This is a genomic window from Endozoicomonas sp. SCSIO W0465 (genome assembly GCF_023716865.1).
Classification (GTDB): domain Bacteria; phylum Pseudomonadota; class Gammaproteobacteria; order Pseudomonadales; family Endozoicomonadaceae; genus Endozoicomonas.
The window spans coordinates 3,967,249-3,988,925 of sequence record NZ_CP092417.1; the positions used below are offsets into that span (position 1 = coordinate 3,967,249).

General features: G+C 49.3%; 16 protein-coding genes. 5 read left to right on the forward strand and 11 right to left on the reverse strand.

The window, feature by feature from the left end; genetic code table 11:
* Positions 1-158 precede the first annotated feature (158 nt).
* The 3 genes from MJO57_RS17800 to MJO57_RS17810 are packed head-to-tail and all read right to left on the reverse strand — an operon-like array spanning position 159 to position 1,669.
* Positions 159-1,010, reverse strand: a complete 852-nt coding sequence (locus MJO57_RS17800) for an IS66 family transposase (RefSeq protein WP_252017580.1) — start codon at positions 1,008-1,010, stop codon at positions 159-161.
* A 6-nt stretch (positions 1,011-1,016) separates the two neighbouring features.
* A complete protein-coding gene (locus MJO57_RS17805; RefSeq protein WP_252017582.1) occupies positions 1,017-1,238 on the reverse strand; it encodes a hypothetical protein in 222 nt (73 codons plus the stop codon).
* Positions 1,202-1,669, reverse strand: coding sequence for a DUF6444 domain-containing protein (locus MJO57_RS17810; RefSeq protein WP_252017583.1), 468 nt, complete (start codon positions 1,667-1,669; stop codon positions 1,202-1,204). Before MJO57_RS17810 ends, MJO57_RS17805 begins: the two co-directional genes overlap by 37 nt.
* Here MJO57_RS17810 and MJO57_RS32815 point away from each other — a divergent pair.
* Both MJO57_RS32815 and MJO57_RS17815 read left to right on the forward strand, forming a co-directional pair.
* Positions 1,668-1,796 carry a hypothetical protein gene (locus tag MJO57_RS32815; protein ID WP_256491671.1) on the forward strand — a complete coding sequence of 43 codons (129 nt, stop codon included), beginning with the start codon at positions 1,668-1,670 and terminating at the stop codon, positions 1,794-1,796. The two genes, MJO57_RS17810 and MJO57_RS32815, sit on opposite strands and share 2 nt — an antisense overlap.
* 177 nt (positions 1,797-1,973) lie before the next feature.
* Complete coding sequence (locus tag MJO57_RS17815) at positions 1,974-3,719, forward strand: hypothetical protein (protein WP_252017585.1); 1,746 nt, start codon at positions 1,974-1,976, stop codon at positions 3,717-3,719.
* Positions 3,720-4,060: 341 nt separating this feature from the next.
* On the opposite strand, the gene kdsA is transcribed toward MJO57_RS17815, so the two are convergent.
* The 4 genes from kdsA to accA all read right to left on the reverse strand — a co-directional run bounded on the left by kdsA (position 4,061) and on the right by accA (position 9,154).
* Complete coding sequence (kdsA, locus tag MJO57_RS17820; RefSeq protein WP_252017587.1) at positions 4,061-4,912, reverse strand: 3-deoxy-8-phosphooctulonate synthase; 852 nt, start codon at positions 4,910-4,912, stop codon at positions 4,061-4,063.
* 56 nt (positions 4,913-4,968) lie between these two features.
* Positions 4,969-6,612 (reverse strand): CTP synthase, encoded by a 1,644-nt coding sequence (locus MJO57_RS17825; RefSeq protein WP_252017589.1) that lies wholly within the window; start codon positions 6,610-6,612, stop codon positions 4,969-4,971.
* 158 nt (positions 6,613-6,770) lie between these two features.
* The gene (gene tilS, locus MJO57_RS17830; protein ID WP_252017591.1) at positions 6,771-8,207 is read right to left on the reverse strand and encodes a tRNA lysidine(34) synthetase TilS; all 1,437 of its coding nucleotides are present in this window, start codon (positions 8,205-8,207) and stop codon (positions 6,771-6,773) included.
* On the reverse strand, positions 8,204-9,154 hold the full coding sequence (gene accA / locus MJO57_RS17835) for an acetyl-CoA carboxylase carboxyl transferase subunit alpha (protein WP_252017593.1): 951 nt from the start codon (positions 9,152-9,154) through the stop codon (positions 8,204-8,206). Before accA ends, tilS begins: the two co-directional genes overlap by 4 nt.
* 338 nt (positions 9,155-9,492) lie before the next feature.
* Between accA and MJO57_RS17840 the strand changes: the two genes are divergently transcribed.
* Positions 9,493-11,787 carry a DUF84 family protein gene (locus MJO57_RS17840; RefSeq protein WP_252017595.1) on the forward strand — a complete coding sequence of 765 codons (2,295 nt, stop codon included), beginning with the start codon at positions 9,493-9,495 and terminating at the stop codon, positions 11,785-11,787.
* 388 nt (positions 11,788-12,175) lie between these two features.
* Positions 12,176-13,693: an IS1182 family transposase gene (locus tag MJO57_RS17845; protein ID WP_252017502.1), complete on the forward strand. Its 1,518-nt coding sequence runs from the start codon at positions 12,176-12,178 to the stop codon at positions 13,691-13,693.
* A gap of 154 nt (positions 13,694-13,847) precedes the next feature.
* Here MJO57_RS17845 and dnaE read toward each other — a convergent pair whose 3' ends face one another.
* Positions 13,848-17,357, reverse strand: a complete 3,510-nt coding sequence (gene dnaE, locus MJO57_RS17850) for a DNA polymerase III subunit alpha (protein WP_252017597.1) — start codon at positions 17,355-17,357, stop codon at positions 13,848-13,850.
* A 517-nt stretch (positions 17,358-17,874) separates the two neighbouring features.
* Between dnaE and MJO57_RS17855 the strand changes: the two genes are divergently transcribed.
* Complete coding sequence (locus tag MJO57_RS17855; RefSeq protein WP_252017599.1) at positions 17,875-18,930, forward strand: hypothetical protein; 1,056 nt, start codon at positions 17,875-17,877, stop codon at positions 18,928-18,930.
* A 99-nt stretch (positions 18,931-19,029) separates the two neighbouring features.
* Here the strand turns inward: MJO57_RS17855 and rnhB are convergent, their stop codons facing one another.
* The 3 genes from rnhB to lpxA all read right to left on the reverse strand — a co-directional run bounded on the left by rnhB (position 19,030) and on the right by lpxA (position 21,676).
* On the reverse strand, positions 19,030-19,647 hold the full coding sequence (gene rnhB, locus MJO57_RS17860) for a ribonuclease HII (RefSeq protein ID WP_252017601.1): 618 nt from the start codon (positions 19,645-19,647) through the stop codon (positions 19,030-19,032).
* Between the two features lie 68 nt (positions 19,648-19,715).
* Positions 19,716-20,894: a lipid-A-disaccharide synthase gene (gene lpxB / locus MJO57_RS17865; RefSeq protein ID WP_252027061.1), complete on the reverse strand. Its 1,179-nt coding sequence runs from the start codon at positions 20,892-20,894 to the stop codon at positions 19,716-19,718.
* On the reverse strand, positions 20,894-21,676 hold the full coding sequence (lpxA, locus tag MJO57_RS17870) for an acyl-ACP--UDP-N-acetylglucosamine O-acyltransferase (RefSeq protein ID WP_252027062.1): 783 nt from the start codon (positions 21,674-21,676) through the stop codon (positions 20,894-20,896). Before lpxA ends, lpxB begins: the two co-directional genes overlap by 1 nt.
* Position 21,677: the final 1 nt, after the last annotated feature.

A 21,677-nucleotide genomic window follows, 5' to 3' on the forward strand; every position in this document is an offset into this window, starting at 1 on the left:
CCTCTCCGGTCAGCTCTCCAGTAAGCAGAGCCTGGTAACGTTTCCATGAGCACACAACGAAACGTCGACTGGACCGGATAATCTTTCTTGCACTTCCCTGATCCTCTGCCAAGAAGGCTGCCCTCACTTTTCAGTTAATCCGGTTTGACTGACTGTAACTATTCAGCACTGAGCAAAGGCATATTACAGTAATTCCGAACAGCTCTATGAAGTGATTGATATATGTCCATTCCCTGTTTTCTGGCAGACGACAAATAGCTGCGAATCCGTGCAAACATAGAACCACCGTCTGCACTCCTGAAGCAGCCTGAGATTTTCTGCTTTAACTTGGCCATTCGAACATCCCGCTCACTGCCATTGTTATCGAAGGGAATGGTAAAATCTGACATGAAGCGCAGTGTCTCAGCCTTGAACTCAGTGAGTCGTTTGAAGAGATTGTAAGCTTTAGTATTCTTGACTTTCTTGCGCTTAAGCTCCTCTCGTTGCTTCTCCATATAGACGACTTCTTTCATTAGAGCCCGCTGAAGCAACCGGTCATAAATCTTCTCGATTCGTTCACAGACAACACTTGGCATCTGTAGCATACCTATGGTCTTAAAGCCCTTGCAGTAATGCCAGGAAAGCCTCAGTAGCTTCATCAATCGCAACGCCAGTTGATTGCTGTCCCTATCAACAACACCCAAAAGCTCCCTCAGGTGATGGGCATTGCAAAGTACGTGAGTTGCCGCATATGCAAAATAGGATTTCCAATGATCATGAACCAGAACGCCTGCAAATGTTAGCAGTATGCCCATCGTGTCCATGGCCTCACGACCTCGCTTTTCAGACAAGTAGTAGAGCGTCCATTGTTCATCCCGCATAACGTGTAGCCAGTGCAAAGAGCCCTCGGCCCGCATACCCGTTTCATCGGCTCCGGCAACAGACGATTCCCGCAAGGCGTCACGAATAACCTCTTCAGTAGAAGCCAGATTTTCATAGGTTCTGGCCACAAAATTGGCGACAGCCTGCACTTACACTCATTTTATAGAGAGTATTAAAATACTCTGACACGCGCTTAAAAGGCAGGAAATGGTATTGGTTAAGATAGACGGCCATAGCCTGTGTGGCTGAGCCATATTGGCGGCAGCGGTAACACCTTCCGGGAATTCAGCCTGATTCCGACAACCACAAGTGCAGATTTTTACTTCAGCTCTATGGGCCGTTACTTCAAATTCACCCGGTCTCCCTGGTTCAAACACCTGTCGTCAATATATTTGACCGGCTCACTATCAAGAAGAGACGCCTGACATTTATTGCATTCTTTAACCGGAAGGTACTCAATATAGTCAGGGATATCGACCTGTTTAAGACAAGTGCCCTGATGCCCTTTCTTTCCACCGGCTTTATTACCAGAAGACTGTCTCAGACTTTTAGGATTGGGTTTTTCATCCGATGGATCGGTACCTTTATCTGCGGAAAGGTCGTCAGAATGATCTGGAGAATTACTGTTTTTACAAGGTTTTTGATAACCATCAGACGATGGCGGCTTGCTGCTGTTTTGACTGTTCTTGCCAACCTTTTCTTCCAATTCTCGACATCGCTCTTCCAGACAGGCAACTCTCATCCGCAGCTCTGCATTCTCTTTCAAGAGAATCTCAGCCGACATAGTTGCGGGTAGTTCTGGAATCATGCTGGCGAATATTGTGGAAAAATGGTGCTTAAGAGGATGGTATAAAAATCAGAAAATTCCAGATTTATGTGGGGGTGCTGAACAGTTACGACTGACTCAAGACTGCCGGGGAATAGAATCTGTGTAAAAAATCCTGACCATGGGAACTATTTCTGTTCAGTTGAATCAAAAAGAAGCGAAGGTATTTTTCAATAAATTATTATTAATAAGGAAATGTTCTATGAACCCCACCCAAAACCCTACCTCTTCAACATCAATACAATCACCACCCAATCCCTCAGGAACTGCTGTAGGTTCTGCCGGAATGACGACTAATACAGTCTCACAACCCACCACGGGAACTATGGAACAGACCCCTTCAAATTTCCAGCCATTATCCGGACACCCCATTGTTTCCAGAAATATATCCTTGCCGATTGCCCATTCAGCCAAGATAGAAAAGTGCCGGGAACTGGTACTGCTGGGTATTGACCAGCACCTTCCAGCCAGTGTGGCCAAAGGGAAATTAACTCACTATCAAGGTACCACATGGGCTCGCGATGACCGCATGATGAGTGTTGATCAGGTGCTTACACATCGAAATGGTCTGAAGGAGGTGGGTGACGTCCTGCTGGCATTTATGGATCACCAGGTTGATAAGCTTGAGCCCAACAGCAACCAGAGTTTTCCGGGTTATCAGCACAATAAATATGGAGCACTACCCATCGTTCTGGTAAACAACGACAGTGACTTTATCAGGGCGCGGGTCATTGAACGGGGATATCGTGAAAAAGTAGAGAGGTTTTTTAATAAATATCCCCACTTTTTGCCGGGGGGGCAACTACCGGATTTATTTACCCTGGATGATGAAAGTGCACACACTTACGTGCAGACAACGCCTCCCGAAAACTTGAAAGCGCAAATCACCTGGGTATATCAGCTTATTGAAAACCTGAAAAAAACAACACCGGCCGATCCACCAATCAAGTTTCCTGAACCCAGTTTCTTGTTAAGAAACTACATAACCGACAATTTGGCCAGGCTGACTCCTGGCACCACTGACCCGGAAATCAATATACTATCGCTCTGTGGCAAGTACCTCAAAGCATTGGCTACAGACACGTCAGAGGCACACGCCAGTGGACATCAATTAACGCCCATGGTAGTTAGAGCACTTATCTACGTTTACACCAATGTTATAGATAATCAGGGGCTGCCTGTCGGGGCTGACTATCTTGATATTTTTAATGACATCCTGGCCAATAGCTGTCTGCTGACTAATGCGGCGATTCTGCTGGATGGCCTGAAAAGTCTCCATAGCATTTCGAGCCATCTTGACAGTGCCGTATTCTCGCAGGAATTGAATAAAGCCGCCCAATATCTGCCAGATTCGCTCAAGCTTTTGAAAGACAGTGACGCTGAAACGGTGCTTGCCAGCTTAAGCCAGCAGTTACAGAATAACCTGAGAACACATTTGCTCTTTGATGCCAACCAACAATTTAACCCCCGCTGGTTTGTGCGCAGTGAGCATAAGGTTGCCAACCCGGTACAACCCGGCCCGATCATTAAAGAGATGATTGCTGAAAGAGAAGCACTACCGGACGCACAAAAATTCAAAGATGGCAGCATCACTGACCCCTTCGGCCTGGCTTGGGCTGTCATAGCGGGTGCGGTACCCCGGGAAAATTATCCGGATGTCGCCATTCTGTTTCAGCAATTCTACAATAATGACGGTCAGTTATTTATCCCTATGGGTAACAGTGGCGAGAATAAGCGCTACATGGTAGAAAACAAAGGCTTCACATTCTGGCCCGATAAACTGCTGCGCTGCGGCATTGCCCTTATGATTATGTACAATGCCACCAATAACCCAGAGTACCTCGAACTGGCGCGGAAGATACATGACAAAGTGTCCAAACTTGAGAATTTCAATGAATATTACCTGATGGACAAAAAAACAGGCTCATTCGTCCCTTCTGGTTCTCAAAACCAGGGATGGCATATTTTCACTTACTATCAGCTGTCGCATATGCTGCTGGAAACCGACTCTGTTGAAAAAATGATCGAGTAAAGGTGTAGCCCCTGAGTAGCTTAGTAACTGCTCAGAAAGTTTGGGTAAAAACTGATATTTTCCCCAATACCATTGCTATCAATGGTTTGGGCATAGTTGATCTCATGAGTTTACCCTGATTTTTGAGCTGTTACATGACTCCCCGATATCAGCCTCTACGAGGTATGGCAGTATAATTCGAATTTGGTAAGAATTGATCAATCTGAATAGCAATGCTCTTTTTGAAATGACCGGTGCATTTGTGCTCAGGCCTTTTAAGCCTGTTTAAAATGATTAAATGCAGTGGCTTGAGAATAAACCTCCTTATAAAAAGGAGGCTTATTTATCAGAGTGAAGGCTTATCAGTGAGTATCCAGGTCCTTAAAGGACTTAACCAGCTCATCCAGTGCTTTCATCTGAGCCAGGAATGGTTCCAGCATGGATAAACGCAGAGCCGAAGGACCATCACAGCGGGCATTGTCCGGGTCCGGATGCGCTTCCAGGAACAACCCTGCCAGCCCCACTGCCATACCGGCGCGGGCCAGTTCAGTCACCTGATGACGACGACCACCGGAGGCAGCACCCATGGGGTCACGACACTGCAAAGAGTGGGTCACATCGAAGATAACCGGTGCACCGCCACTCACCTGCTTCATGGTATGAAAACCCAGCATATCGACTACCAGGTTGTCATAACCAAAGTTCACACCACGCTCGCAGAGAATCAAACGGTCATTACCCGCTTCACGGAATTTGTCCGTGATATTCCCCATCTGGCCGGGGCTGAGAAACTGAGGCTTCTTGATGTTAATGGCAGCACCGGTTTTTGCCATGGCTTCCACCAGGTCAGTCTGGCGGGCCAGAAACGCTGGCAGCTGAATCACATCCACCACTTCAGCCACAGACTGGCACTGATGAGGCTCATGGACATCGGTAATCACCGGAAAGCCAAAAGTCGCTTTCAGTTCCTGAAAAATTTTCAACCCTTCATCAATTCCCGGACCTCGATAGGAGGCGATTGACGAACGGTTAGCCTTATCAAAAGAAGCCTTGAAAATATAAGGTATACCGAGTTTTTCGGTAACCCGTACATACTCTTCCGCCACTTTCATGGCCAGATCTCTTGATTCCAGCACGTTCATCCCGGCAAACAGGACAAACGGCAGATCATTAGCGACCTGAATTCCACTAACATCAACAATTTTGCTGTTCACAAACGTTCCTTCAGGCTTGCTACAGAAACCCACAAAACAGGCATAATCGGTCGGCTTCAGTGAGAAGCGTGCTTGAAAGCCTGGGCTGCATTAATAAAGGCAGAAAACAGTCCGTGGCCATCACGTGGCGTTGAGGTAAATTCCGGATGGAACTGACAGGCTACAAACCATGGATGATCAGGTATCTCAACGATTTCTACCAGGCTACTCACCTTGGCATCATCTTCTGAACGACCGGCAATCACAAGACCTGCGTCTTCCAGTGTTTCAACGTAATGGTTATTCACTTCATAACGGTGGCGGTGACGCTCGGTAATGACATCCCGGCCATACGCTTCACGGGAGTGAGTACCGGCAACCAAACTGCAGTTCTGAGCACCGAGACGCATGGTACCACCCAGATCAGAACCTTCGTCACGCTGTTCAACCATGCCATCAGCGTCAATCCACTCAGTGATCAGGCCGACCACCGGATGGGCCGTCTGACGATCAAACTCAGTACTGTTTGCCCCTTCCAGACCAGCAACGTGTCGAGCGTATTCAATGACAGCCACCTGCATGCCAAGACAGATACCCAGGAAAGGAATCCTGTTCTCACGGGCATAGCGTACGGTCTCAATTTTACCTTCAACTCCACGGTGACCAAAGCCACCCGGAACCAGAATGGCGGAAACGCCTTCAAGAACAGACAGTCCATCCTGTTCAATAGTTTCAGAGTCGATATAACGAATATTGACCTTGGTACGGGTTTTCAGGCCAGCGTGTTTGATCGCCTCAATCAGCGACTTATAGGCATCCAGCAGCTCCATGTACTTGCCGACCATGGCGATGGTGATCTCTTCGGAGTAGTTAAACTCACGATCCACCACATCGTCCCACTCAGACAGATCAGCTTCCTGACAGCCCAGACTGAAGCGATCCACAATGATCTGATCCAGTCCCTGCTCGTGCAACATCCTTGGAATTTTATAGATACTGTCAGCATCTTCCAGAGAGATAACTGCACGCTCTTCTACGTTGGTAAACAGTGCAATCTTGCGGCGGGCAGAGGCATCAATGTAATGCTCGCTGCGACACACCAGAATATCTGGCTGAAGGCCAATCGAACGCAGCTCTTTAACTGAGTGCTGGGTTGGCTTGGTTTTGGTTTCACCGGCTGTTTTGATGTAAGGCACCAGCGTCAGGTGCATCAGCATGGCACGTTGAGAGCCGAGTTCTACCTTCAGCTGGCGAATGGCTTCCAGAAATGGCTGGGATTCTATATCCCCGACCGTACCACCCACTTCAACCAGGGCAATGTCCGCATCACCAGCACCGTTAACCACCCGGCGCTTGATCTCATCAGTGATGTGCGGAATCACCTGTACAGTTCCCCCCAGATAGTCGCCACGGCGCTCTTTACGCAGAACGTCCTGGTAAATCCGGCCAGAGGTAAAGTTATTACCCTGTTTCATGGTGGTACGGATAAAACGCTCATAATGGCCCAGGTCCAGGTCAGTCTCTGCACCATCCTCAGTAACGAAAACCTCGCCATGCTGGAAAGGGCTCATGGTACCCGGATCAACGTTGATGTAAGGGTCCAACTTGAGCATCGTCACCTTGAGACCACGGGCCTCAAGAATGGCGGCGAGAGATGCCGATGCGATGCCTTTACCTAACGAGGAAACAACACCGCCGGTGACGAAAATATAACGCGTCATGCTTACCTGCTGTGAATCTGAATTAAAGCGGGGTGAAAAGAGAGTCTCAAGATGGGACATCAGGATACCAAAACCGGCGGCAAACGTAAAACCGTTATCCACCGAATTGTTGGATAACGGGCCATTACACCCTCTCGGTTTTCCGAAGGAAATTGATATTATCTGGCGCCTTTCCAGCTGAGAGAAATACCGTCAGCATTGCCTGAACGGTCATCAACACAACTCCAGAGACCGGGAGCAGCCACCATTCGGTCATCATCAAACACCAAGGGAAGATACTCTCTCAGCCAGGGTGGCACTTTATAGTCCTGAAGCCATTTTTTCAGTGTTTTTCGGCCTTGCCGTCCGGTAATGGCAAACTTTTCATCACCTGATATATGGCAACGACGTTTCAACTGCAGTGTTTTTTGCGGTAGTCGGATCGTTTTGCCATCATGCGCCTGCCCGGAGTTACAGATCAGAGCCCTGCCCCCCAGCACGAGTACTGGTTCTTTTTGCCAATCCCACAGCATGGGCTCAAACGGCTGTAAGCTCACTTCTTCATCCAGTACCACTAGCATTTGCTGATAACGGGTCAGCGTAAATCGAGCGGAAATCTTCAGCAGAGGCCCGGCATCATTTCGGGCTCCAACAACTTCATTAAAGATCTGTTCAAGGGTTTCTCTGGTGGGGGGTTTTACTCCCTGCAACTTCAACCACCGGCGAATCACTCGTCGTTGTGCACTGGCATCAAGCGATTGCAGAGTTGCCAGATTTATCAGCGGTTGCTGGTCAAGCAGCCATTGTGGACGATAGTCAATACAGTTATCCAACTGCACCCTGGTTTGCTGCTCAAGACTCTGATTCATCTGCCCCACATCCCGGGCAAATTCAACCAGCCGTGCAGAGGCCCCCGGCCAGCGGGCTTCAACCATGGGAATCAGTCGCTGACGAAGAAAGTTACGGGAAAAGCGCTCATCGATATTACTGTCATCTTCAATGGATTGAAGGTTATTTGACCGGGCATAAACTTCAATCGCGGATCTTGGCACATTCAATAGAGGCCGGAACAGCAGCCCGTTACCCAGGCTCCTTTTTTCCGGCATTCCCTGAACACCATCAACACCTGTCCCCCTGAACAATCTGAGCAGAACCGTCTCAGCCTGATCATCACGATGATGCCCCTGCAACAGACAACCACCCTGCTTGACAGCATTAACAAATACCCGGTATCGAGCATCCCTGGCAGCCTGCTCCAAACCATAGCCCGCCGCATGGTCAAGAGACACCCTGGCAACCGTTAATGGTACCTTCCACTGCTTACATACGGACTGACAGTGCTCAGCCCACTGATCAGCATAACCGCTCAATCCGTGATGAACATGAACGGCGCGCACACCAGCAATACGACCTTTGTCACGCAGGCAAATCAGCAAATGGAGTAAAGCGGTAGAATCGACACCGCCACTAAAGGCAACCGTCAAAGGGCATTCAGAAACGGGCAGTGGCAAACGTGAAGACAGTTGGCCAAGTACCCACTCAGGACTGAGCGGGTAACAAGAAGTGATCTCTGAGCTGTTTTTTGCAATCGGTTTTGCCCTCGTTGTTAAGATCAAAGCGCCCCGAAGTCCCTGATTTTCTGGTAACGGTTTGCCAGCAACGTATCGCTGTCCAGTGCTGAAAGGGTGTCCAGCTGAGCCACCAGCGTTGCTTTCAGACTGGCAGCCGCTGCTTCCGGATCACGGTGCGCACCGCCCAATGGCTCTTCCACCAGGGTATCCACCAGACCCAGCTCCTGCAAACGACCGGCAGTGACTCCCATGGCCTCCGCAGCAGCAGGAGCGTACTCGGCTTTTTTCCAGAGTATGGAGGCACAGCCTTCAGGCGAAATAACGGAGTAGGTTGAATAACCCATCATCACCAGATGATCACAAACACCAATGGCCAATGCGCCACCGGAGCCACCCTCACCAATAACAGTGGAAATTACCGGTACTTTCAGGCGCGACATAACCGCCAGATTGTAAGCAATCGCTTCACTCTGCCCGCGTTCCTCTGCCCCGATGCCTGGGTAAGCCCCCGGCGTATCGATAAACGTCAGAATAGGCATATTGAAACGCTCAGCCATTTCCATCAGGCGACAGGCTTTACGGTAACCTTCCGGTTTAGGCATACCGAAATTCCGGCGGACCTTCTCTTCGATCTCACGACCCTTCTGATGGCCAATCACCATGACCGGTCGACCATCCAGTCGAGCCATGCCTCCAACAATGGAAGGGTCGTCGGCAAAATGGCGGTCACCATGGAGTTCGTCAAACTCGGTGAAAATATGGCGAATATAATCCAGCGTATATGGCCGCCTGGGATGCCTGGCCAGCTGAGCCACCTGCCATGAAGACAGGTTGCTGAAAATGGCATCCGTCAGACTGCGGCACTTATCCTGCAGTGTCGCAATCTCTTCAGTAATATTCAGTTCTGCATCGCTGCTGACCAGCCGAAGCTCTTCTATCTTGGCTTCCAGTTCAGCAATTGGCTGTTCAAAATCCAGGTAATTCGGGTTCATGAAATCCACTTATCATGGCCGGACAGTAAATAGGGTTCAAAATACGTAAACACCGCCGGAAAGTCGAGTTAAAAAGCGTAATTGCCTGTAAACAAATCAACGGTATGTAGTCTTCAGGGATAGTCCTCAGGAACAACAGAAGCGCAATGGCTCACTCTCTTAAAACAATATCGTAGAAAAACAGTCGGCATCCTGTTCCCGGAAGCTACCTGATTCAAAAAACAAAAACTGGACAACAACCATAAAGCAAGAACCAAAAACCCCGTTGCTTGTCAAAGTGTTTATCCAATAGTGATCAAATGCTCATTCCGATAATTCAAAGAGGCAGACTAAAAATTATGATTTCCTCTAACGCTGGCTACCAGGGTTCCTCCCCTGCAGGTGGCCTTCAGGGGTTCTTCCCCGCAAGCGGCCATCAAACTGTTTATACCTCTCAGAATCCTCAGAAAATAAAAGCTGGTGAGGAAATCCTTACCTCTATTTTCGGGCCTGCCATGTTGGTTGCGATTAAACCCTCCATACGACATATACCGACCCAGCCAGTGGGTGAAGATATCAGGAAGGGTGCTGAAAGCCGCATTAACGAAGTCAAAGCCATCCTTGCCAAGCCAAAGCTAGCCGAGTGCATGCCAGTCGAGCACGAGCAAATTCTGGTCAGTTTTGAAAATGGCCTGCGGGTTGACACCCAATCTGAGAATAAAGAGGTTACCGATGTGGCCTGCGCCTGCATTGAGATTCGTGATCAGCGCTATCGTGGCGAGTCCATTCCCGTGCCGGTGCAAGTCAATGGCGTGCGCGTAGGCATGGTCACCGATGAAATTCTTGACCTCCTTGGCAACGATCTGGCCGGATACGACTTCACCACCGGTTATGAGCACCTGACTCCCGAACAACAGCGGGTTTTCAACCTGATGATTTATGGCCATGAAGATGGCACTGATGACAACGATGCCATTGCAATCCCCCAAGTCGCTGGTTTTCGCCAGCGGGTCATTGAAACATTGAAGAAAAAAGGCGTTGCCGATTATTGGGAAGCGTATTCCAATGGCAACCGCAGTCGGCACCAGGGGTTGGTCCAGGCGCTCAAATCAGCCATTAACCAGTTTATAAACAGTCAGCGCGGCGAGGACAAACTGCGACTGGCCCAAACATTCCAACAACGTTTGATCAGCCAGGGCTTGCCTGCCTCCCTCGGCGGACGTTACGGGCAAACTGTATGGATGCGCGACTTTGGCATTATGATCAACACTCTGAACGAAAAGGACATTGCCTGTCCCGAGTCTTTTTCTTCCCTGCTGAACTCACTGACCACCATTGCCAACCATCAATGCGCCAGCGGCCTGATACCTCAGGTAGTGATTCCGGAACCGCTGCTGGGTGAATTTGTCTATCTAAGAATGCTTGGCGGTGACAACGGATCGGGCTGGTATACCCAGCTGCAAAAGTTTCTGCAGGCCAACTACCCCGAAGCGGTCAACCAGCTACCGCATCTGAGCGCCACAGACGTGAAAACCCTGGCACTGCCAGAACTGAAAAAACGGGTCGATGGACTAAAAACAATCTACCGGGAAATATCAGAAAAGGCTCGGAACGATGGCCTGACCCTGCCTCAGCCAAGCCATACCCTGAAAGGCTTTTTGACCGATACTCTCGCCACCCTGACGCCTGGCACTACCGACAGCGAAATTCACTTTATTCGCTCGTTTACCAAGTTACTCGACCTCGCCACCAGCGATGCACAAATCGACCAGGTCCGGGCGTTGATACCAAGCTTGGCCAGCGCCATGACCTACCTGGATCAGCATGTGCTCGATCCGGAAACCAGCCTGCCTCAGGGCAGTGATAACCGAGACATGCTCGATACATTCCTGCTGCAAAAACTGTTGTGCAGCAACGCCTGTTTTTTGTATCAGGGTTTCAGCGGATTGGTTCGTCACTATGACAAAATTGGCCCTGAGTTAGCCAGCGGGTTAAAAAAGCACTTCCCGGCTGGGCACGAGCCAACATCCGGAATTATCAGCGCTCTGATGAATGACCAACCCCTCCGGCAACCAATTGATCAGCTCCGTCAACAGATCAAGAAAACCTTTATCTACCCCAAAGGTGTGTTCGCTCCGCTGGATTTTGTCAACTCTGACCACAAGGTAAAGCATCAGCCAATAGCACCGGAGGACTACATTCCCGCTCTGGTGGCACAAAATACGGCATTTTTGCAGGGGAAGGAGGTTAACCTGCAAGGGCTGGCCCTGGCCATTGAGCTGGGGCTGGTTGATCAGGAGGATCACCCGGCAGTGGTGGATTTGATTCGCTCACAGCTCACCCCTGCCGGATTGAAAGCGTTCTCACCCATCAATATGGCTTCCGATTATGAAATTGTTCTTTTGCAGCAAAGCCGCGGTTTTCTGGTCTGGCCACAGATTGAGTGCCGGGTTGCTGATGTACTGAAAAAATTTATGGATAAGACAAAGGCGAACAGGGATTTGCTCATGGCACTGGAGGCCATCGGTAAACAACGCCCCGGTTTCCGTGAGTGGTATAACACGACCGGACAGGGCGAGATTTATCCCGGAGGGGCGGAAAATCAGAGCTGGCACATTACTAACCTGGTTTATGCCAGTCGTTCACTCCCGTAATGAGCAAGATGACGTGTACCATCTCCGTTCATCCTGAGCGGAGTCGAAGGGTGTTTGGCACGATCTATCATGGGCCGGAGTTTGCGCCCTTCGGCGGCTTCAGGACGAACGGAGTGCAGAGGCTTATGGTAACGACAACCCGTCAAACTCATTGAAACCATGTACCGGGAGGCTGGCCGAGAATAGACTGCCCTACTGCGGTGGCAGCAAATTGATCTAAAAAGCCGGAAATTTTTAGCAAATAGAACCACTATTCACCAAAAATTTCCGGCTTTTTATCCTCAATTTTCTGCCACCCTCGCTACGGGGTCGCCTAGGAGGCTGTCCGAGAATAGCCTGATTAAGTATAATCAGGCATCTTCTGCCCACTTTGTTGTTGCCGAAACGGATGTCATCAATCAAATTCAAAGATAACCCTGCTGATTTTGACCAGCACCTGATGTTCCCATCGAACATCTTCGACCTGCTGCCACCAGATCATGATTGCTTCGTTTTTGAAGATATCTTCAAGCATATCGACACCTCTGAAGTGGAAAAGCAGTATCACCATCTTGGCCAGAATGCCTACCACCCACGACTGATTATATCGATCCTGATCTATGCCTATAGCCATGGTGTGTTCAGCTCCAGGGAGATTGAACGGCGCTGCAATCAGGACTTGGCTTTCATGTATATCGCCAAACAGCACTGCCCAAATTTCCGGGTGCTCAGTGACTTTCGTAAAAACCAGGCCACCTTTTTTAAAAGCAGTTTCAAACAGAGCGTGCTGCTCGCCCGGGAACTACAGATGGCCTCGCTGGGCCACATCGCTCTTGATGGTTCCAAATTCAAAGCCGACTCATCAAAGCATAAGGCCATGAGCTACGCACGACTTAAGGCCAAAGAAGCTGAATTAATGGCTGAAGTTGAGGCCCTGATTAAAAAAGCCGAAACCAGTGACAGTGAAGAGGACGATGCTTATCAGCAGGAGACTGGCTACAGCATTCCTGAAGACTTGCAATTCAAGCAGGAACGGTTAGAGAAAATCCAGGAGGCCAAAAAAGCGCTTGAAGAACGGGAACAGGCCCTGAATCCCGATAAGCCGATAGACGACAAAAAGCAAATCAGCTTTGCTGATCATGATGCCAGGATCATGGGTAAAAAAGGCAGTGGCTATCAGTACAGTTATAACGCCCAGATCAGCGTCGACAGCGATAATGGTATCATTGTTGGCCAGCACATCAGCCAGCATGCCAATGACAAGCAGGAAGTAAAGCCTGCACTTGAAGCCATTGCAGAAGCAACAGATAACGCGTCCATTGGCAAAATGAGTGAGGATAATGGCTATTACTCAGGGCCCAACCTGCAAGCGTTTGATGATGCGAACATTGACGCTTACATGGCTACGGATCGACAGGAGAAGCCTGCAACAGAGGGACTGGAAGACTCTGACAGAAAGTTTGTCAAAGCGGATTTTATTTACCATGAAGCAGACGACAGCTTTACCTGCCCTGCCGGTGAGAAGCTGATTTATAACACGGCTAGCAAAGCAAAACACAAAAGCTACCGCGTCAGTAAAGATATCTGCCGGGATTGCCCGTTACGTAAAAGGTGCAGTGGTGACAACAAAGACCCGGGGAAAGTGATTCGCACAGACCGCCACGAAGCCATACGCCAGGCGATGAACCGCAAAATGGAAACCAAAGAGGCCAAAGCGGTTTATGAGCGTCGCAAGGTGATTGCGGAACCGCCTTTTGGCCAAATCAAGAACTCAGGATTCAGAGGGTTCAGTGTCCGGGGTAAGGAAAAAGTGGCTGGAGAATTTTCACTGGTCTGCAGTGCTTATAATTTCAAAAAAATTGTCAAATCGGTTTCAACGGGATCAATCCGTCTTGAAGAAGCAAAAAGGCTTAAAATGGCAGCATAAAGGCAAGCAAAAGGGTAAAAAACGCAATTTTTACCCCAAAACAGGCTAAATTTAGGTCAATATTTGATCAGCCAAGAAAATGCTGAAGCTTTCGTTTTTTCAATAGCTAGTTCTCGGACAGCCTCCTAGACGGGCGCTATTCTCGGTCAGCCTCCTAAGCATACTCAACTTTCGCAGCATTTTTACCAAGCCACTGCCTGAGTTCCAGCACCAGCTCATCACTGGGACTGACCAGCCACTGCTCACCCAGCATCAGACTGGCACAGGCATCTTCCCGGCGGTAATCAATCCTGATTGGAAGTTGCCCCGGCTGCTCACCCAGCATCGACGACAGCTTTCGCCCAAAATGACCGTCAATCTGCTCATGAGAAACCTCTAGAACCAGACGGCGGGCGTAATGGCTGCGGGCATCCACCACTTTCATCACTCGCTTCGAGCGGACTTTCAGACTACCGGAATAATCATCAAACGTGACTTCGCCTTCCACCACCAGCACCGCGTCTTTATGCAGAAGGTGTTGATACTCGGCAAACACATCGGCAAACACCGACACCTCAATCCTTCCAGTACGATCATCCAGGGTAACAAACGCCATTTTGTCCCCTTTCTTGTTTTTCATCACCCGCATATCCACCACCAGCCCGGCAATATTCTGGCTATCGCCACGGGCAGGCTGCAGATCCTTGATACGGTTTCGGATAAAGTGGCGGATTTCACTTTCGTATTCATCAATAGGGTGACCGGTCAGATAGAGCCCCAGGGTATCCTTCTCTCCACCCAGGCGAACCTTATCCGTCCATTCGCTGGTTTTCAGGTAGGTGTCATAGACATCTTCTTCCCCGGCAGGCACCAGGGCACCAAACATATCCATATGGCCGGAATCCAGGCTCTTTGCCGCCTGATCCGCCGCTTTGATTGCCTCAAGCTGGCTCGATTCAAGCACGGCACGGTTAAAATTCAATTGCCCTGGCTTTTCCGGAGCAGGACCAAGCAGATCCAGTGCTCCCGACTTGATCAATGCCTCCAGCACTCGTTTGTTGATGCTTTTGGCATCCACCCGCTCACAGAAATCAAACAGATCCTTGAATGGCCCACCTTCATTACGTGCCCTGACAATGGCTTCTATAGGGCCTTCACCCACCCCTTTGATCGCACCCAGACCATAAACGATATGCCCATCATCATTAACACCGAACATATATTCACCGCTGTTCACGCTGGGCGGCAACACGGTAAGCCCCATATCCCGACACTCTTCGATAAAGGTCACCACCTTATCGGTATTCTGCATATCGGAGCTCATGACCGCCGCCATAAACTCCGATGGATAGTGGGCTTTCAGCCACAGCGTCTGATACGAAACGAGGGCATAGGCTGCCGAGTGGGATTTGTTAAAGCCGTAACCAGCGAACTTCTCCACCAGGTCAAAGATCTTCATGGCCAGCTCACCATCAACCCCCTGGCTGATCGCACCCTCTTCAAAGACCGTCCGCTGTTTGGCCATCTCTTCCGGTTTTTTCTTACCCATGGCCCGGCGCAGCATATCCGCACCGCCCAGGGTGTAACCGGCCAGCACCTGAGCAATCTGCATAACCTGCTCCTGATACAGGATAATACCGTAAGTGGGCTGCAAAATAGGCTGAAGCGACTCGTGCTGATACTGGGCATCCGGGAACGAGAGTTCCTCGCGGCCATGCTTACGGTTAATAAAGTTGTCCACCATCCCGGACTGCAACGGACCGGGACGGAACAGAGCCACCAAAGCGATAATATCTTCAAAGCAGTCTGGCTGCAGACGCTTGATCAGATCTTTCATCCCCCGGGATTCCAGCTGGAATACGGCGGTGGTTTCCGCCCGCTTCAGCATGTCGTAGGCGCTTTTATCTTCAAGATCGATGGCTTCAATGGCCAGAGGCTCTTCACCCCGCTGCGCCCGGCGGGGGTTAATCAACTTCAGAGCCCAGTCAATAATGGTCAGTGTACGCAGACCAAGGAAGTCAAACTTAACCAGGCCCGCGTATTCCACATCATTCTTGTCATACTGGGTGACCACCCCTTTACCGTGCTCATCACAGTAAAGCGGTGCAAAGTCCGTCAACCTGGTGGGGGCAATCACCACACCACCGGCGTGCTTACCGACATTTCGGGTGACCCCTTCCAGCTTCAGCGCCATCTCCCAGATTTCGGCCGCCTCTTCATCGGACTCCAGAAACTCCCGAATGGCTTCTTCCTGTTCGAAGGCCTTACTGAGCGTCATGCCGATTTCAAAAGGAATCATTTTGGAAAGACGATCTGCCAGACCATAGGATTTACCCTGAACCCGGGCCACATCCCGCACCACCGCCTTGGCCGCCATGGTACCGAAGGTGATGATCTGGGAAACCGCATTTCGCCCATAGGTTCGGGCCACATAATCAATTACCCGGTCCCGGCCTTCCATACAGAAGTCAACGTCAAAATCGGGCATCGACACCCGCTCCGGGTTCAGGAATCGCTCAAACAGCAGGTCGTATTTGATCGGGTCCAGATCGGTGATTTTCTGGGCATAAGCCACCAGTGAACCGGCACCGGAACCACGACCGGGGCCAACGGGAATACCATTATTTTTAGACCACTGGATAAAGTCCATTACGATCAGAAAGTAACCCGGAAATCCCATTTGCAGAATGGTATTCAGCTCAAAGTCCAGTCGGTCGCGATAGAGTTTCTCGGTTTCCGGAAAGTCTGGTGCCGAAGTATCAAACAGAAACGCCAGCCGCTCCGTCAGGCCGTTATGGGAAAACTCACGGAAAAACTGATCCATGGTTTTACCTTCTGGCACGGGATATTCCGGCAAAAAGTACTCACCCAGCTTGACATTGATAGAACAACGCTGGGCAATCGCCACGGAGTTGGCCAGTGCTTCGGGGATATCCGCAAAGAGCTCAACCATTTCTTGCTCGGACTTCAGGTACTGCTCCTCACTGTAGCGATGTTCACGGCGGGGATCATCCAGAACCACGCTTTCTCCGATGCACACCCTGGATTCATGGGCTTCAAAATCATCCCGGGTCATGAACATTACATCATTGGTCGCCACCACCGGACAGTTGAACTCTGCCGCCAGATCCACTGAACCATGAACGCACTCTTCATCCCCTGCCCGGTTGGTACGATGAAGTTCCAGATAGAAACGATCAGGAAATGCCTCCATCCACGCCTGCAGTAACTGACCGGCAAGCGGCTTCTTGCCAGCCAACAATGCCCGACCAATTTCACCTTCTCTGGCTCCGGAGAGGGCAATCAGACCCTCAGACTGAGTCATGATCCACTCCCGTTTGACCAGCGCTTTTTCATGGCGTTGATTTTCCATAAACGCCCTGGATATCAGCTCGGTCAGATTGTGATAACCCTGCTCATCCATACACAGCAGCACCAGGCGGGACGGTGCATGCTCATCCGACGGATTTTCCACCCACAGATCAGCGCCACAAATCGGCTTGATACCCGCTCCCATGGCCCCCGAATAAAACTTCACCAGCGCACAGAGGTTAGACTGGTCAGTCACAGCAACCGCTGGAGAACCAGAAGCAGAAATGGCGCTGAGCAGCGGTTTTATCCGCACCAGTCCGTCGCTGAGGGAAAATTCGGTATGCACCCGTAAGTGGATAAATCGTGCTGTCATGGATGAAGGCAGTCCTGAATGGCAATCAGGTTATGATAACAATGAAGAGACACTCCTAACAAATTAATATTTAAAGAAATAGTTAAATCCAATAAAACAAACAAGATAGTCTGAAAGTAAAACAAAACACAGTTGAGAAACACTCGTTAACACTATTAATTTCCTGACATTAAAAACTCATACATTGATTTCCTAAATCATCAGATGATTCCTCTCACCCTTCATCTCTCCCCCTTCATTCAACGATTGATCTGTGAATTATTCCAAGCCGTATAAAATATAAAAAGGTTTTGAAAATGTGCTATTGTTCGATGGTCATGAGAAACGCGTTGTTGGTCCGCAATAAAAGGTAGTTTATTATTATTACAATTCTTGATCAGCTCCTGTTCGATATTGTCAGGTAACTTATTCCCGACACTGGCGCTGAACGACCGATTCAACCGTCTTTCTACTATCGCTTGAAACAAAATCCATAAAGCTCACAGATACCAGATTGCCTCAAGGGGTTAGCCTGATCATGAATTATTTTCCTTTGCAACTACCCGTGAGAGAAGCAGATCGTTCTACCTCCCTCCAGAATACAGCTTCTCAACCCACAGACAACCAACAAACCGCACCTGATATATCCAAAACACAGATCAGGCAATTAGAAGCCACCAACTCATCACCCCAGCAACATAAAATTCACAGTCGAAACATCAATATCCATGAGTTTAAAAATAAACTTTCCTCTGCAGCTTATCCTATTGATCCACCTCCGCCCCCCCCTTCGATGCAAACAGCAGAAATAGCCGATGACATTAACGATAATGAAGACTGCTACCTTTTGAATGCCGAGCAATTCGATATAGCCAGCTCCCTGACCAGTTATGCTGCCAAAGAACTGAAAACACAATATCCTGAACTCTTTGCCGGAATGGACAGTGATCCAGAGGAATCCGATGGGGGTGGCTGGGATGAGATCATGAGCCAACCCAAAGAACGTAAACACTATAAACAATATCAGGCCATTGCCAAATATATTTATGATTACCAGGAATCTGACAGGCTTGATGAGATCATGGATGATATGAATCTGCCCTGGACATCCTGCAGAACAACCTATGGAATATATAGAACAGATAGTTTTTATTATTTTGACGAGGGTCTGGAAGGAAGCCAACTCATAATTGACCATGAATATTACAAATTATCGAAAGAAACTGAAGCACTGAAAAGAAAGTTAGCAGAAGTGAAAAACAAAACCATAATTGCCACTACAGAAAGGGATTACTATAAGTCCATGGTCGAAAATGCATCAGTATTTACGTCCAACATCCTGTCCGAGATCGGCCGAAATATCTTTAATACCGATATCACCGATGATGAAAAGGCCTATTCCCTGAACGCTACTTTTTTTGAAGACTCAGACAGGACATTTAATGAATTACTGGCCAGAGGAAGCTTGATTATCGGTGAAGAACGTAGCAATGCGGAAGCATCATTTAACGCGCAGAAAAGCCCACAAAATAAAAGAAAGACCTTTCCGGACAATCAAACTCCAGAAAAAGCAAAAAATCCAAAGTTAGAATAAATCACCCACTCTAAGGGGTGGGTGACGGGTGACGATGCTAGTTCTTTAAGTAGTTCGCGGCAAGCGTCGGAAACGTAACCAAAAGAGATTTCAAGGCATTCAAAGGCGTTTATCAACCAGCAACTCTCTCACAGGCTTAAACGAACGGCGATGAACTGGAGTGGGTCCTAATTTCCTTAAGGCTTCCAGATGCATTTTTGTCGGGTAGCCTTTATGCTTGGAAATACCATACCCGGGCCACTCCTCATCCATCAACTGCATCTCCCGGTCACGGGTAACCTTGGCAATAATGGAGGCGGCAGCAATCTCAGCAACACGACTATCGCCCTTGATAATAGCTTCAGCTCGACAGGAGAGACTGGGGCATCGGTTACCATCAATATAAGCCAGTTCGGGTTTAACCGACAACCCTTTCACAGCCCGCTGCATAGCGAGCATGGTGGCATGCAGAATATTCAGTTCGTCGATTTCTGCTACCTCAGCCCTGCCTAGCGACCAGGCCAGGGCATTGTTACAGATAACATCGAACAGCGCTTCCCGCCTTTTTTCCGAAAGCTTTTTAGAATCATCCAAACCTTTAATCGGGCGAGTAGGACCCAGGACTACTGCAGCAGCAATCACCGGCCCACAAAGTGGGCCTCTACCGACTTCATCAACGCCAGCAATGATTATTCCCGGATCACTGGTTTCACGCCAGTCAAGTTGGTTTTGTTTCATCAATTCTCTATCCGCTGAAGGCTTTCAACCCGCTAAAGGCCTCCTACCTGCTAAAGGCTTCCTACCCGCTAAAGGCTCTTAGCCTGCTGAATGACCGACCTAACCGCTTCAAAGGCCAGCCTGCTGGCATTCTGCTTGAGTTGCTGATGAATCCCCATGAAAGACTGCTTAAGAGCCTGCCTGTAACCCTGATCCTCAATCGCCTTCTTCATAAAAATTCGAAGGTTTTCAGGGGTAGCGTCATCCTGCAACACTTCAGGTACCAACGCTCTGTTTGCCAGAAGGTTTGGCAGAGAGACATAGTTGACCTTAACCATCCGGCTGATGACGGCAAAACTCAGCGGCGCCATTTTATAACTGACAACCAGCGGCTTTTTATGCAGTGCTGCTTCAAGAACCGCCGTTCCCGAGGCGATCAGTATCGCGTCCGCTGCAGCCATAACCGACTGCGCCTGACCATCATAGACCGTAACATCAAGATCCGGAAACTCACCGACAATGGGTAGAATCTGTTTTTTTCGTCGCTCATTGACGCAGGGAATCAAAAAACGGGCATCAGGAAAATCTTTCCTGAGCAAGCGTGCTGTCTCAAGAAATAATTGACCAAGTTTGGCAACCTCTGCTTTACGGCTGCCCGGCAAAAGTCCGATCACCGGCCCATCACCATTACTGACACCCAACGTCCGCCTGGCTGCATCCTGATCAGGATTCATCGGAATCTGGTCAGCCAGAGGGTGTCCGACAAAGGTCACAGGTACACCATGGCCCCTGTAATAATCCACTTCAAACGGCAACAGGGCCAGCATATGGTCAACAGATTGGCGAATTTTCTTCAACCGTCCTTCACGCCAGGCCCACACCTGCGGACTGACATAATGCACGGTTGGAATACCGGAAGCTTTTAGCTTTCGTTCAAGGGACAGGTTAAAATCAGGGGCATCAATGCCAATAAATACATCGGGCTGATCCGCAATCAACCGCTCTCTTAGCTGCTTCCGAATGCCAAGCAGTTCACGAAGACGCCCCAGAACCTCAACCAGTCCCATCACCGATAACCGTTCCATTGGAAACAAACTGGCAAAACCCTCTGACTGCATCAAAGGACCGCCGATACCATAGCAGTAGGCATCTGGGTAATGCCGTTTAATTTCCCGAATCAGCCCGGCCCCGAGAATATCACCTGAGGCTTCTCCTGCAACCAGCGCAACGCGTAATGATGGCTCTGAGGATGAGTTCACCGGTAGCATCAACGGGTAATACCCCGAGTTGATGACTTCAGAGAGTCAATCAGCAGTTGAATTTCCGGCAGCGGCGCCATGCTCTCGAGCCGATCAATCGCTTCAGCGGTTCTCAGACCCTGACGGTAAATAATCTTATAGCATTGTCTCAGTTTGCTGATCAGTTCAGGTGTGTATCCCCGGCGCCGCATGCCCTCGAAATTCATGCCATGAGCTTGAGCAGGATTACCACTGGACATAATAAATGCCGGTAAATCTTTGAACAGGGCCGAATGGGCAGCGCTCATACTGAAGGAACCAATCTTACAGAACTGATGTACAGTGGTATAACCACCGAGGATTACACTGTCACCAACAATAACATGACCGGCAAGTGCCGCATTATTGGCAATAACACAGTTGTCGCCAATAACACAGTCATGGGCAACATGAACATAGGCCATCAACAAATTATTACTACCAATGGCAGTCAACCATTGATCCTGGATCGTACCGCGATGAATCGTACAGCCTTCACGGATGATATTGTTATCGCCAATCACCAGACGAGTGGCTTCACCAGCGTATTTTTTATCCTGACACTCTTCACCAACACTGGAAAACTGAAAAATGCGGTTATTTTTCCCGATAACCGTTGGCCCCTTAATCACCACATGAGAGTTGATGCGGGTTCCTGTACCCACTTCAACACCCGGTCCGATATAAGTCCATGGCCCAACTTCAGCGCCTTCTCCAATGCGGGCACCCGGTTCGACAATAGCTGTCGGATGAACCTTTGCGCTTGAATGAATA